11 protein-coding genes are annotated in these 12,978 nt (G+C 65.8%); all 11 read right to left on the bottom strand.

Annotation, left to right across the window (positions count from 1 at the left end; translation table 11 throughout):
• Nucleotides 1-221: 221 nt before the first annotated feature.
• Nucleotides 222-1,349, bottom strand: a complete 1,128-nt coding sequence (locus QMX78_RS16015) for a TonB family protein (RefSeq protein WP_282271360.1) — start codon at nucleotides 1,347-1,349, stop codon at nucleotides 222-224.
• 1 nt (nucleotide 1,350) lies between these two features.
• Nucleotides 1,351-1,944 (bottom strand): biliverdin-producing heme oxygenase, encoded by a 594-nt coding sequence (locus tag QMX78_RS16010; RefSeq protein ID WP_282271358.1) that lies wholly within the window; start codon nucleotides 1,942-1,944, stop codon nucleotides 1,351-1,353.
• Nucleotides 1,945-1,954: 10 nt separating this feature from the next.
• Nucleotides 1,955-4,657: a TonB-dependent receptor gene (locus tag QMX78_RS16005; RefSeq protein WP_282271356.1), complete on the bottom strand. Its 2,703-nt coding sequence runs from the start codon at nucleotides 4,655-4,657 to the stop codon at nucleotides 1,955-1,957.
• Between the two features lie 70 nt (nucleotides 4,658-4,727).
• Entirely contained in the window at nucleotides 4,728-5,675 is a 948-nt protein-coding gene (locus tag QMX78_RS16000; RefSeq protein ID WP_282271354.1) for a DUF4880 domain-containing protein, read from the bottom strand.
• The gene (locus QMX78_RS15995; RefSeq protein WP_282271352.1) at nucleotides 5,672-6,190 is read right to left on the bottom strand and encodes a sigma-70 family RNA polymerase sigma factor; all 519 of its coding nucleotides are present in this window, start codon (nucleotides 6,188-6,190) and stop codon (nucleotides 5,672-5,674) included. Before QMX78_RS15995 ends, QMX78_RS16000 begins: the two co-directional genes overlap by 4 nt.
• A gap of 451 nt (nucleotides 6,191-6,641) precedes the next feature.
• Complete coding sequence (locus QMX78_RS15990; RefSeq protein WP_282271350.1) at nucleotides 6,642-7,898, bottom strand: cysteine desulfurase; 1,257 nt, start codon at nucleotides 7,896-7,898, stop codon at nucleotides 6,642-6,644.
• Entirely contained in the window at nucleotides 7,895-9,157 is a 1,263-nt protein-coding gene (gene sufD, locus QMX78_RS15985) for a Fe-S cluster assembly protein SufD (protein ID WP_282271348.1), read from the bottom strand. Before sufD ends, QMX78_RS15990 begins: the two co-directional genes overlap by 4 nt.
• Nucleotides 9,157-9,921, bottom strand: a complete 765-nt coding sequence (sufC, locus tag QMX78_RS15980) for a Fe-S cluster assembly ATPase SufC (protein ID WP_282271346.1) — start codon at nucleotides 9,919-9,921, stop codon at nucleotides 9,157-9,159. Before sufC ends, sufD begins: the two co-directional genes overlap by 1 nt.
• A gap of 36 nt (nucleotides 9,922-9,957) precedes the next feature.
• A complete protein-coding gene (locus tag QMX78_RS15975) occupies nucleotides 9,958-10,374 on the bottom strand; it encodes a lysozyme inhibitor LprI family protein (protein ID WP_282271344.1) in 417 nt (138 codons plus the stop codon).
• Complete coding sequence (sufB, locus tag QMX78_RS15970) at nucleotides 10,371-11,846, bottom strand: Fe-S cluster assembly protein SufB (RefSeq protein ID WP_282271342.1); 1,476 nt, start codon at nucleotides 11,844-11,846, stop codon at nucleotides 10,371-10,373. Before sufB ends, QMX78_RS15975 begins: the two co-directional genes overlap by 4 nt.
• Before the next feature lie 19 nt (nucleotides 11,847-11,865).
• Complete coding sequence (locus QMX78_RS15965) at nucleotides 11,866-12,312, bottom strand: SUF system Fe-S cluster assembly regulator (RefSeq protein ID WP_057627263.1); 447 nt, start codon at nucleotides 12,310-12,312, stop codon at nucleotides 11,866-11,868.
• Nucleotides 12,313-12,978 lie beyond the last annotated feature (666 nt).

The following is a 12,978-nucleotide window of genomic DNA, read 5'->3' as shown; positions in this document are numbered from 1 at the left end:
GCCGAGCCATGCTCGGCTGGGGCTCTACCGGTGAAGCCCTTGCCGAGCATGGCTCGGCACTACAGGTGAAGCGTTTGCCGGATAGGTGAAGCGTTTGCCGGGCTTCGCTCCCTCCCTTTGCCGCAGGCAAGGGGAGGGGTGGGGAGGGGTGGCGCTTTTGCTGTTGGATTTTCAGCTTCGCGGCTTACGCCGCTCCTACCAGTGCGTCGTTTGCCTTGCGCTCAACGCATGAAGAACTCGACCGGGAACGACAGCTCCAGCGGCGCCTTGCGTGCTTCCGGCACCGCCGGCAATGGCGCTGCACGGCGGAAGGTATCCAATGCGGCCTGATCGAGCATGGCCGAACCGGAGGTCTGCTCCAACGCCAATGACAGCACCGAGCCATCACGGGCGAGGCTGACCCGGATGTGGGCGACGCCTTGTTCGCGGCGCGCGCGGGCGGCATTGGGATAGCGGCGATGCCGTTCCAGCTTGGCCATGACCCGGCCTTCCCAGCTGTCCTTGCCGGGGGTGGCAGCACTCGGCCCGGGCGGCAGCGGTGGGGTCAGCGGTGCTGCGGCGATCGAAGCTTCCTGCTGCTGCGGGGCCAGCGCCTGCTGCACCGGTTGTGGTGGTGCGGGTGGCGGAACCACCCAGTTGGCGTTGGCGCGTGGTGGCGACGGTGGCAGCGGGCGCGGCGGTTCCGGCTTCTGTTTCTCCGCCGAGGCCGCAGCGGAAGGTGTTGGGGCAACGATTTCTTCCAGCGGCTGCTCCGGTGCGCGCGGTGGCAGCATCACCAGTTGCGTGCGCTCGGCCGGTTCCATCAATGGAGGATCGATTGATGGCGCCCGGCTCCACAGCAGCAGAGCGAATAGGCCGACGTGCAGCAGCACGGTGACGGTTGCGGCGATCGAGCGGATAGCGCGCTCTTCCGACTCCGGGGATGGAACGTCGGCCACGCCACGCGGCAGCGGCCGGGTCAACAGATACAGCGCGCAGCCACCCATGCCGACCGCAACCGCCAGCCACAGCAGCAGCGATGGATGCGCGAAGTACCAGAACATCGCAAAGCCAAGCGCCATGCCGCCGCAGGCAAACGCCTTGGCGCGCTTGGACATCGCACCCTGCTCACGCCACAGCCGCAATGGCGGGCCGAACTGCGGGTGCTGCAGCAACCAGCGTTCAAAGCGCGGCGAGGAACGGCCGAAGCAGGCGGCTGCCAGGATCATGAAGATGGTGGTGGGCATCACCGGCAGCAATGCGCCGATGATGCCCAGTGCCACCATCAACATGCCCAGCAGCAGATAGCCCACGCGCACGGCGCGGTTGCGCCGTGGCGGGACTGGAGCGGTGCTCAGCGTTGCTTCCATCTCAGTCGGCAAAGGCCTGCTCGACGTAGCCATGCACGCGCTGGAACGCCGCGGTGGCACCGGCCACCATGCGCTGCTCCTGCTCGGCATCCAGCGCGTTGCCATCCAGTGCTTCGGTGAAGCGCCGCCAATGACGCGCGCGGCCGTCCGGATGTCCGGCCAGGTGGCGCGCGCCGTGGTTGGCATCCAGGCCGATCTTCGCTGCCAGCTTGAACAGGATGGCAGCGCCGAGGTTGGAGCCTTCGACCACGTACAGCCAACCCAGCGCGGTGGCCGGGTCGATGTCGCTGCTCAGGGCTGCATGGTCGTCGGCGGGCAGGGCTTCACCCAGGTCGAGCAGATCCTGCTGCAGCTGCTGCAGCCGCTGGCGTTCGGCCAGGTCCGGCAACAGGCCTTGCAGCGAAGACAGCGAATACAGCACCGCCAGATCGCGGTGGAAGCGGTACTGCACGCGCAGGAAGCGCCGGTAGTTTTCCAGCGAGGCGAACGGTTCGCCGCGCATGATGCGTTGGTCCAGCCGCTCGTGGGTACCGTGGGTGGCGGCCTTCAAACGTTGGCTGCGGCTGAGTTCCAGCAGCATTGGGGAAGCGGACATTTGCGGTTCCTCAGAAGTTGACGGTGAAGCCCATGCGCACGGTGCGGCCCGGCGAGGGCATCAGGCCCAACGTCATCGCGTCCATGTAGTAGCGGTCGGTGAGGTTGTCGACGCTCAGGTCGAGCGCGACGTGCTCGTTGATGCGGTAGTTGGCGAACAGATCGACCAGCACGTAGGAGCCCCAATCCACCACCGGGATGATGCTGCTGGCGCGCGGCAGGGTCGGCCGGTTGCCGGTGTAGCTGAGCCGGCCACCGGCGGTCAGGCGCTGGTCCAGTTGATGCGTGCCCAGCGTCAGCGCACCGGAGGCGCGCGGCGGGACATGGTTGCTGGCATAACTGTCGGTGACGCCGCCCGGATGGCAGCGCTCCGACTTGGTCGGGTAGGCGCGGTCGCTGTGGCAGAAGTTGGTATAGGTGTAATAGCTGCCGGACAGCTCACTGAAGAAGCGCGGCGTGCGGTACTCGGCGGTGATCTCGTAGCCCTTGAAGTCGGCGTTGTCGATATTCTCGATTACCGGTGACGACACCCAACCCTCCAATTGCACGGTGGTGCGGGTCAGGTAATCCTTCACGTGGTTGTCGAAGTAGGCCAGCTTCAGGCGAGCCTGGTCGCCTTCGGCGAACAGGCCGTCGCGCAGCAGGTTGATGCCGTACTCGCGGTTCTTGGCGTGTTCCGGGCGCAGGTCCATTGCGAACGTGGTGGGCACAGGGCCGGAGCTGGTCTCGAACAGGCCGGGCATGCGCAGTGCTTCGGCATAGCGTGCGTACACCTGCACGCCCTCGAACGGAGTAAAGGTGATCGCCGCGATCGGCGCATTGCCGCTGGCCTTGCCCTGCAGGTGCACGTCGGTATAGGTGATGGGCCGGGTCTGCGATGGCAGTCGGGTGATCTCGCGGTCATAGCTCTTGTAACGGGTGTGACGTACCGCGGCATCGAATTTCAGCCAATCAGTGGGCACCCACTCGGCGCTGGCGAACAGGCTGCTTTCCTCACGCTTGGCGTTGTTGCTGCTGAAGCTCTGCTTGGCGCTGATCGGATGCACGTCTTCCTTGCCGTGGGTGAAGCCGTACTGCAGGGCAACGTCGCCCCAGGCGGTGATGAAACGCGAGGTATTGGTGGCATCGATGCCCCAGCGCTCGGCCTGGCGGTAGGTGGTCTCGATATAGGTGTACTCGGGCGGCAGCGTCGGGAACGAGTAGACGTTGCGGATGGTGTTGTCCAGGGCGGTGCGCCAGGCATTGGCCTTGAAGTCGATCAGCTCGTTGGCCGGCTGCCAGCGGTAGCGTGCGGTCCAGGTGTCGGCATCGACATCGCTGAGCGCCGATTGCAGCGCGCCTTCACCACGCAGGATGGCCGATGGCATCAGCTCGCCGTAGCGGCTCTGGTACTTCATGCGGCCCACTTCCAGCGCCTGCTCGGGGCTGGGCTTCCAGGTCGCCTTGAACAACCAGGACTGGTTGTCGACCGAGGTGTTGAGCACTTCTTCGCCGGCACGGAAGCGGTTGAGTCCGCTGAAGCTGACGTTGGTGTAATCGGTCCACCAGCCGAAGATGTTGGTGACGCGCTCGTTGCTGAAGATCGGCTGCGGGGCGTCCGGGCCGCCTTCGCCGGCGAAGTAGTTGCCGGTCTTGCGGCGTGCGAACACGCCCACCACTTCAAAGTGCTCCCAGCGTTTGGCGGCGGCGATGCTGCCACTGCCGCCGGTCGGCTTGCCGGTGGATGGGCGGTCCATGCCGGTGTCGTCGGCAAATTCGGTCGGCAGGGGTTTGGGGCTGCAGATCTCACCGCCACCGCAGTCGGTGACGAAGCGACCGCCATTGCGCAGGCCGCCGGTGGTGAAGGCCGGTGGCGGCGAGGTGGAGTTGTCGCTGAAACCACCCTTCAGGCGGATGCCCCAGTCCTTGTCGCCGCTGATGATGTCCTCGGCATTCAGGGTGCGCATGCTGACCACGCCGCCGATGGCGCCGACGCCTTCGGCACCGCCGGTCGGGCCCTTCTGGATGTCGATGCCGCCAATCATGTCCGGGTCGATATAGCTGCGCCCGGCCACGCCGGCATAGCCGCGGTAGACGGTGACCTGCTGCTGGCTGCCGTCGATCAGCACCGGCACGCGGTTGAAGCCCTGCATGCCGCGGATGTTCAGATCGAGCGCGCCGGAGTTGCGGTTGTCGCCATTGATGACACCGGCCACGCTCTTGAAGATGTCACCGGCCTGGGTGCCGCGCGAACGCTCGATCTGCTGCAGCGACAGGTGCGCGCCGGACTGCGCGGAGGTGTAAGGCGTGTCGGCTGAATTGCGGCTGTCATCGCCCAGCTGGGTTCGGTTTCCCTGGTCACCCTGCACCCGCAGCGTGCCGATGCGTTCCACGCCGTTGGCCGGCGCGCGCTGTACGGTCAGCGCGCCGCTGGCGGTGGTGGCCAGCTGCAGGCCGCTGCCCTGCAGCGCCTGGGCGGCGGCCTGTTCGACCGAATACTGGCCATGCACGGCCTTTGCCTGCTTGCCCTGCAGCAGGGCGGGGTCCACCGACAGGGTGCGGCCGGCATTGGCGGCGATGCGGTTGAGGCTGGTGCCTAGCGGGCCGGCGGCGATCTGGTAGTCGAGCACTGCCGCATCAGCGGCTGCGGCTTGCGCCTGGGCCAGCGGAACGGCACAGGCCAGTGACAGGGCCAGGGCAAGGCAGGAAGGGCGAAGCAGGGGGGAGGCGGACATCGATACGGCTTCCGAAAGAGGGTTTCGGATAGGGATGTGTATCGAAGGCGAGAAACCGGACACGCTCACGCTATTTTTTTTCGATCAGGGTGACCGGGCCGTAGAAACGGATCATCAGGGGCAGGGTTTCGGCCAGGGCGGCGAGCGTGCGATCGCTGTCATCCAGCGCGAACACGCCTTGCACGCGCAATGCGGCGGCCTCTGGCGACACCCGCAGGAAGCCGCTGCGGTAAGCGCGCAGGCGCTCGACCAGATCGAGCAGTGGCGCATTGTCGAGGCTGACCCGCCCGTGCAGCCAATCGGTCAGCTGCGCCGGGCTGCTGCCCAGTGCGGTGATGCCGCCGGCATCGATGCGTGCACTTTCCCCGGCCAGCAGGCGCTGGCTGTGGCCGCGCTCGTCCTCGATCAGTACGTGATCGCTGAGTGCGGCAACCTGGGTCGATGCCTCGTAGCGCTCCACCATGAACCTGCCGCGCAACAGGCTGAGTCTTGCGTGCAGGCTGTGCAGCAGCACGGGGCGTGGATCGGCAGCGATGTCCAGCAATGCGCGCCCACGCCGCAGCCACAGTTGGCGCTGGCTGGCGCCAAAATCCAGGTCCATCGCGCTGCGTGCATCCAGCGTGAGTGTGCTGCCGTCATCCAGTGCAAAGCGGCGGCGTTGCCCGGTGGCGGTGCGCAGGTCGGCGCTGAGTTCGCGCAGTGGGAACTTGCGGTCGGCCAGCAACGCGGCGCCGCCAGCGGTGAGTGCAAAAGCCGCCAGCGAGCGTAGCGCGACACGCCGCGACGGACGCAGCAGCAGTTCGCGCGCCTGTTGATCCTGGCCGGGGTGACGCCGGGCAACCTCGCGCAGGCGTTGGAAGCGGCCCTGGATCTCCTGCAACTGCTGCCAGGCCTGGCGATGTTCGGCTGAGGCGTCGAGCCAGCGCTGCAGCTGCTGTTCGCTGTCCGCATCGGCGCTGCCGGATTGCAGCAGCACCATCCAGTCGATGGCAGCCTCCATCGCCGCTTGCCCGCTCATGGAGCCAGATCCGTGTGCTGCAGGTCCTGCAGGCAGCAGCTCCAGGCCTGGCGCAGGTAGCGACCGACCGTGCGCACCGATACGCCAAGCTGTTGTGCGATCTGCTCGTGGCCCATGCCGTCGAGCTGGCTGTAGAGGAAGGCGGCGCGCGCCGGTGCCGGCAGCGATTGCATGCTGCGGTCGACCAGCAGCACGGTCTCCAGCAGCAGTGCGCGCTCCTCGGGCGAGGGCGAAAACGCTTCAGGGCTGTGCCGCAACTGCTCCAGCCAGGCCTGTTCCAGATCACGGCGCCGACGCAGATGGAACAGCAGGCGCTTGGCGATGGTGGTCAGGAACGCGCGCGGTTCGTCGATGCTGGTCAGTGGTGTGCGCGAGGCGGCGACCTGGCTGAAGGTCTCGGCGGTGAGGTCTTCGGCGTCCCAGCGGCACCGAACCTGCCTGCACAGCCGTGCCAGCAACCAGTGGTGGTGGTCGCGGAACAGGGTGGCGAGGAGGGAAGACGACGCGGGGCTCATCGTTTGTGCAAATGCGAATTGTTCGCATTATTACATGTGTGAGCAGCGCTGTGCAGCGGGGATGATCTGGTGGTTTGTGGGAGCGGCGTAAGCCGCGAAGCCGACAGATTGTCAGGTCGTGGTGTCAACGAGAGCTGCAGCGAAGCTTGCTTCGCGGCTTACGCCGCTCCCACAACCAGAGCGAATGCCGTGCCGAGGATGCTGTCGAAGCCAGCAATGTGCTCCCTCCCTTTGCCGAAGGCAAGGGGAGGGCTGGGGAGGGGTAGAGCTTGTGCTGTTGGATTTGTGGCTTCGCGGCTCACGCCGCTCCTACAAAGACCCAGCGGTGCGCCTTAGCCCCTCTCCCGTTTACGGGAGAGGGGTTGGGGTGAGGGCGCTTTCGCTGTTTGAATTTCGGTTTGTAGTGCCATCGGCTTCGCGGCTCACGCCGCTCCCACAAAACCAGCGCGGCTCAACCCAACAGGGTGCGCACTTTCTTCAACGCCGCCATGAAGGCTTCGATCTCTTCATGCGTGTTGTAGAACGCAAGCGAAGCGCGGCAGGTGGCCGCAACACCGTAGTACTGCAGCAGCGGGTGCGCGCAGTGCTGGCCAGAGCGCACGGCAACGCCTTGCAGGTCGAGCAGGGTCGCCAGGTCGTGCGCATGCGCGCCTTCGATCTGGAACGACACCACCGCTGCCTTGTTGGGCGCAGTGCCGAAGATGCGCAGGCCTTCAACCCGCTGCAGCTCTTCGGTGAAGTGGGCCAGCAGTTCCTGTTCGCGGGCTTCGATGTGTTCGCGGCCCAACGCTTCCAGGTAATCCACCGCCACGCCCAGGCCGATGAAACCGGCGATGTTCGGCGTGCCGGCTTCGAACTTGTGCGGGGCATCGTTGAATACGGTGCCTTCGAAGCTGACTTCCTTGATCATCTCGCCGCCGCCAAGGAAGGGCGGCATGTCCTGCAGGTGTTCACGGCGTGCCCACAGCGCGCCGGTGCCGGTCGGGCCGCACATCTTGTGGCCGGTCACCACGTAGAAATCGCAGCCGATGGCGGCAACGTCCACGCTCAGGTGCGGTGCGGCCTGCGAGCCGTCGATCACGGTGACGATGCCGCGCTTGCGGGCCTCGCGGCAGATCTCGCGCACCGGATTGATGGTGCCGAGCACGTTGGAGACGTGGGTGAGCGCCAGCAGCTTCACTTCCGGCGTCATCGCTGCATGCAGCGCGTCCAGGTCGAGGCTGCCATCGGGGCTGATCTCGGCCACGCGGATGGTCGCGCCGGTACGCTCGGCGACCAGCTGCCACGGCACGATGTTGGCGTGGTGTTCCATGCGCGACACCAGGATCACATCGCCAGCTTTCAAACGCGGCAACGCCCACGAATACGCGACCAGATTGATCGCGAAGGTGGTGCCGCTGCACAACACCAGCTCATCGCTGCGCACGTTGAGGAAGCGTGCCAGTTTGGTGCGTGCGCCTTCGTAGGCATCAGTAGCTTCGGTGCCGAGCGCATGCACCGCGCGGCTGACGTTGGCGTTGTAACGGCGGTAGAACTCGTCCACCGCGCCGATTACCGACAGCGGCTTCTGCGCGGTGTTGGCATTGTCGAAATACACCAGCGGCTTGCCATTGACTTCGCGCATCAGCAGCGGGAAATCGGCGCGCACGCGCTCCCAATCGGGAGCGGTAACTGAAGTGTGGATCGGACGCGGGGAACTGAGGTTCATGCCATGCCTGCCTGTTGCAGTGCCTGGTCCAGGTGGCGGGCCAGCTTTTCGGTAAGGACGCCTTCCACCGCGGACAGCGGCTCGTGGCAGAACGCAGCGCTGAGCATGGCGCGCGCGGTTTCCGCCGGCAGGCCGCGCGAGCGCAGGTAGAACAGCGCGTTGGCGTCGAGCTGGCCGACGGTTGCACCGTGCGCCGCCTTGACCTCTTCGGCGTCGATCACCAGCGTCGGCTGGGTATCGATCTCGGCGTCGGCCGACAGCAGCAGGTTCTTGTTGGACAGGTTGGCATCGGTGCCATCGGCGCCTTCGCGGATGCCGATACCGCCGTGGAACACCACGCGGCTGCGGTTGGCCGCCACGCCACGCCAGACCAGCTCGGCGCTGGTGTCCTTGGCGATGTGCTCGATGCCCAGGCGGGTGTCGATATGGCGGCGGCCGGTGCCCAGCAGCACGCCATTGGCGGTCAGCTTGGCGTTGTCGCCTTCCAGGCGCACGTTGAGCTCATGACGGCTCAGCGCAGCACCCAGTTCCAGGTCGATGCGGCGGTACTCGGCATCGCGTGCCAATACCGCGTCGGTGCGCAGCAGCGAGGTGGCCCGCGCGCTGTCGGCCTGCACGCGGGCGTGCGACAGCACGGCGTCCTGGGCGATGTGGACGTGGACCAGGGTGTTGTCCAGGTGCGCGCTGTCGCCAGCCTGCAGGTGATGCTCGACCAGACCGAACACGGCGCCACGGCGCAGCTCGATCAGGTGACGGTGATGCCAGGCGTGGTCGCTGGAATCCGCCACGCTGACAAATACCAGATGCAGCGGCGTTTCGCTGACGATGCCGTCGGCGACCTGCACCAGCACGCCTTCGTCGGCGAGTGCGGCATTGAGCTGGGCGAACACTTCCTCGGCGCGCTCGAAGCGACGGCCAAGGAAACGCAGCGCTTCGGGCTCTTCGGCCTGCACGGCAGACAAGGTGCGCACCTGCACGCCTGCATCCAGCGACGACAGATCGCTGAGCGCAGCACTGTGGCGGCCGTTGACGAAGACCAGGCGCGGCGACGGGATGTCGGCCAGCAGCGCGGCATCGATGTCCGGGGCCTGCAGCGGCGCGGCAGTGAAGCTGCGGCGCTCCAGCTGGCGCAGTGAGGTGTACTTCCAGGCCTCGTTGCGGGCGGCGGGCAGGCCGGTTTTCAGTGCGGCTTCAAGCAGCTCGGCGCGCTCCTTGCTGCCGCAGAAGGTGCCGGCCAGTGAATCGAGCAGGGCATTCATTACTTGGCGGCCTCGCGGACCACGCGGTCCTTCAGGAAGTCATAACCGTGGGCTTCCAGCTCCAGTGCCAGTTCCGGGCCGCCGGTCTTGACGATGCGGCCGTCGGCCAGCACGTGCACCACGTCCGGCTTGATGTAGTCGAGCAGGCGCTGGTAGTGGGTGATGACCAGGAACGAACGCTCCGGCGAACGCAACGCGTTGACGCCATCGGCCACGCTCTTCAGCGCATCGATGTCCAGGCCGGAGTCGGTCTCATCGAGGATCGCCAGCTTCGGTTCGAGCACGGCCAGCTGGAAGATCTCGTTGCGCTTCTTCTCGCCACCGGAGAAGCCTTCGTTGACGCCACGGTGCAGCAGCTCGTCCTTCAGGTGCAGCACGGCCAGCTTCTGCCGGACCAGCTTGAGGAACTGCATCGAGTCCAGTTCTTCCTCGCCACGTGCCTTGCGCTGCGCATTGAGCGCGGCACGCAGGAAGTAGGTGTTGTTGACGCCGGGGATTTCCACCGGGTACTGGAAGGCCAGGAACAGGCCGGCGGCGGCGCGTGCTTCCGGTTCCAGCTCCAGCAGATCGCCATCTTCGAACTGCACGCTGCCAGCGGTGACGTCGTAGCCGTCGCGGCCGGACAGGACATTGCCGAGGGTGGACTTGCCGGCGCCGTTCGGGCCCATGATGGCGTGTACTTCGCCCGGCTTCACTTCCAGCGACAGGCCCTTGAGGATTTCCTTGTCGCCGATGCTTGCGTGGAGGTTTTCGATCTTCAGCATGAGGGTGCGTTCTTCAATATGTAGGGTGCGGGGCGATCAGAGCTCGCCTTCGGCGCGATCGAGGAAGGTGGTGCGCAGCCACTGGGTGCGCTTGCGGGTCAGTTCGGCCTTGTTGGCCGAGTACAGCATCGGGTACATCGAGCCGTACAGGACCCGTGGGTCCTCGTCCTTGCCCACCGGATAGCGCGCTTCGATATCAGCGTCGCGCAGCGGGATCCACAGGCGCTGGGCTGCGCGCAGCTTGTCGATGGCGACCTGCTGGCCCTGCAGTTTCTGCATCACCTGCCGGTACACGGCGTTGAGCTCGGCGTCGGCGGCGGTAGCTTCGGCCGCCGCACACTCGTTGAGTTCGAACTGGGTGCGGGCGTCATCGCAGGCCTTGCCCGGCGCCGCAGCGGAGGCTGCGAACGGCAGCACGGCCAGCAGTAGCAGCGGCAGTGGCAGGCGGCTCATCCGACCGATCCTTCCAGTGATACTTCCAGCAGCTTCTTGGCTTCCACCGCGAACTCCATCGGCAGTTCCTTGAAGACCTGCTTGCAGAAGCCGTCGACGATCATCGACACCGCGTTTTCCTGGTCGATGCCGCGGGCGCGGCAATAGAACAGCTGGTCGTCGGAGATCTTGGAGGTGGTGGCCTCGTGCTCGACGGTGGCACTGGGGTTCTTCACCTCGATATAGGGGAAGGTGTGGGCGCCACACTTCTTGCCGATCAGCAGCGAGTCGCACTGGGTGTAGTTGCGCGCGCCTTCGGCACCACGGTCAACCCGCACCAGGCCGCGATAGGTGTTCTGGCCGCGGCCGGCGCTGATGCCCTTGGAGATGATCTTGCTCTTGGTGCGCTTGCCGACGTGGATCATCTTGGTGCCGGTATCGGCCTGCTGGCGATGGTGGGTCAGCGCGACCGAGTGGAATTCACCCACCGAGTCGTCGCCCAGCAGCACGCAGGACGGGTACTTCCAGGTGATGGCCGAGCCGGTCTCCACCTGGGTCCAGGTCACCTTGGAGCGCGCGCCACGGCATTCGGCACGCTTGGTGACGAAGTTGTAGATGCCGCCGACGCCGTTCTCGTCGCCCGGGTACCAGTTCTGCACGGTCGAATACTTGATCTCGGCATCTTCCAGCGCCACCAGCTCGACCACCGCGGCGTGCAGCTGGTTTTCATCGCGCATCGGCGCGGTGCAGCCTTCCAGGTAGGAGACGTAGGCCTTGTCCTCGCAGATGATCAAGGTGCGCTCGAACTGCCCGGTATTGCTGGCGTTGATGCGGAAATAGGTGCTCAGCTCCATCGGGCAGCGCACGCCGGCCGGGATGAAGACAAAGCTGCCGTCGGAGAACACTGCCGAGTTCAACGCGGCGAAATAGTTGTCGCCCACCGGCACCACCGAGCCCAGGTACTTGCGCACCAGCTCCGGGTATTCGCGGATGGCTTCGGAGATGGAGCAGAACACCACGCCCTTCTCGGCCAGCTCCTTGCGGAAGGTGGTGCCGACCGAAACCGAGTCGAACACCGCATCCACCGCCACGCCGGCCAGCTTTGCGCGCTCATGCAGCGGCACGCCGAGCTTTTCGTAGGTGTCGAGCAGCTCCTTGGGCACTTCGTCCAGCGACTGGTACTTCGGACCCTTGGGCGCGGAGAAGTAGCTCAGCGCCTGCAGGTCGATCGGGCCGATCTGCAGCTTGGCCCAGTCCGGCTGGCGCATGGTCAGGAAGTGGCGGTAGGCGTCCAGGCGCCATTGCGTCATCCACTCGGGCTCGTCCTTCTTGGCCGAGAGGGCGCGGATGACGTCCTCGTCCAGGCCCGGCGGGAACGATTCGGACTCGATCAGGGTGACGAAGCCGGCGTCGTACTTGCGCCCCAGCTGTTCGTGGATTTCACGGTTCGGACTGTCGACGGTGTCGACCTTTTCGATGATCTCGGTGGCCATCAGGGCTGCCTACGGTTGTTCAGGAGACGACGTCGGCGCTGATGCGTCGACGGTCGGCAAGCGGTAAAGGGTGCAGCATCTGCGCGAGGGTGACGCCGCGCAGGGCATCGGAAACGACGTCATTGATCAGCCGCCAGTTCGAGCGCACGCCGCACTGCCCGGCAAGGCCGCACTGGCTCTGCTCCTGGCTGCATTCGGTGATGGCCAGCGGACCTTCCATTGCTTCCAGGATCTCGATCAGGGTGATCTCGGAGGCTGGGCGGGTCAGCCGGTAACCGCCATGCACGCCGCGCAGGCCTTCGACCAGACCGGCCTGGGCCAGTGGCTTGAGCAGCTTGCTGACGGTGGGCGGCTCCAGTCCGGCGGCTTCAGCCAGATCGGTCGCGCTCAGCACTTCGGCCGGCCGTGCGGCGAGCACGGTCAGGACGACGGTGGCGTAATCGGTGAGCTTGGTGACGCGGAGCATTGCGGGAGCGGGGTATCAATGTGGACCAAAATTGTACGCTTTCTGGTCCGAGGGGCCAAGTTTTGCCGTTCAGCTCCCAGAAGCCCCCGGCCAATCAGGGGGCTGCAGCTGTTTCCTCTCCCCTTGTGGGAGAGGATGCCGAAGGCAGGAGAGGGGGCGGCGCAGCCGCTGCAGTTCGCTTCTGCTTAAAAGTAGTCGGGTAGGGGTATTGGTGAGTTTTGATCCTGCGCCAACAGCTACCCCTCTCCCCAGCCCCGCTCCGCGCCCCAGCCCTTGCGCTGACGCAAGGGCGTTCACGGGGATACGAACCTGCGGTTCGTCAGACATCCCCTTTCACCCCGTAAGGGGAGAGGGAGCCAAAGTCAGCAGCAAGTGCGCTGCGCAGCCGCTGCAGTTCTCCTCTCCCCTTGTGGGAGAGGATGCCGAAGGCAGGAGAGGGGGGCGGCGCAGCCGCTGCAGTTCTCCTCTCCCCTTGTGGGAGAGGATGCCGAAGGCAGGAGAGGGGGCGGCGCAGCCGCTGCTTCGTGCTTTCGGTTTGCCGGGAAGCAACAGCAGGCCAGAGACCACGCAGCGCCACACTCTTGCCAATCCCCAATCCCCAATCCCCAATCCCCAATCCCCAATCCCCAATCCCCAATCCCCAATCCCCAATCCCAGCCCTTGGGT

This window comes from Stenotrophomonas sp. PS02298 (assembly GCF_029959445.1).
GTDB lineage: Bacteria > Pseudomonadota > Gammaproteobacteria > Xanthomonadales > Xanthomonadaceae > Stenotrophomonas.
The sequence above is the reverse complement of the archived record's forward strand: the minus strand, read 5'-3'. Positions and strand labels throughout refer to the sequence as shown.

Excerpts from the sequence above, each read along its gene's own strand:
- sufC (WP_282271346.1), bottom strand. The coding sequence starts at position 9,921 with ATGCTGAAGATCGAAAACCTCCACGCAAGCATCGGCGACAAGGAAATC.
- sufB (WP_282271342.1), bottom strand. The coding sequence starts at position 11,846 with ATGGCCACCGAGATCATCGAAAAGGTCGACACCGTCGACAGTCCGAAC.
- QMX78_RS15965 (WP_057627263.1), bottom strand. The coding sequence starts at position 12,312 with ATGCTCCGCGTCACCAAGCTCACCGATTACGCCACCGTCGTCCTGACC.
- QMX78_RS16015 (WP_282271360.1), bottom strand. The coding sequence starts at position 1,349 with ATGGAAGCAACGCTGAGCACCGCTCCAGTCCCGCCACGGCGCAACCGC.
- sufD (WP_282271348.1), bottom strand. The coding sequence starts at position 9,157 with ATGAATGCCCTGCTCGATTCACTGGCCGGCACCTTCTGCGGCAGCAAG.
- QMX78_RS16010 (WP_282271358.1), bottom strand. The coding sequence starts at position 1,944 with ATGTCCGCTTCCCCAATGCTGCTGGAACTCAGCCGCAGCCAACGTTTG.
- QMX78_RS15990 (WP_282271350.1), bottom strand. The coding sequence starts at position 7,898 with ATGAACCTCAGTTCCCCGCGTCCGATCCACACTTCAGTTACCGCTCCC.
- QMX78_RS15975 (WP_282271344.1), bottom strand. The coding sequence starts at position 10,374 with ATGAGCCGCCTGCCACTGCCGCTGCTACTGCTGGCCGTGCTGCCGTTC.
- QMX78_RS16005 (WP_282271356.1), bottom strand. The coding sequence starts at position 4,657 with ATGTCCGCCTCCCCCCTGCTTCGCCCTTCCTGCCTTGCCCTGGCCCTG.
- QMX78_RS16000 (WP_282271354.1), bottom strand. The coding sequence starts at position 5,675 with ATGAGCGGGCAAGCGGCGATGGAGGCTGCCATCGACTGGATGGTGCTG.
- QMX78_RS15995 (WP_282271352.1), bottom strand. The coding sequence starts at position 6,190 with ATGAGCCCCGCGTCGTCTTCCCTCCTCGCCACCCTGTTCCGCGACCAC.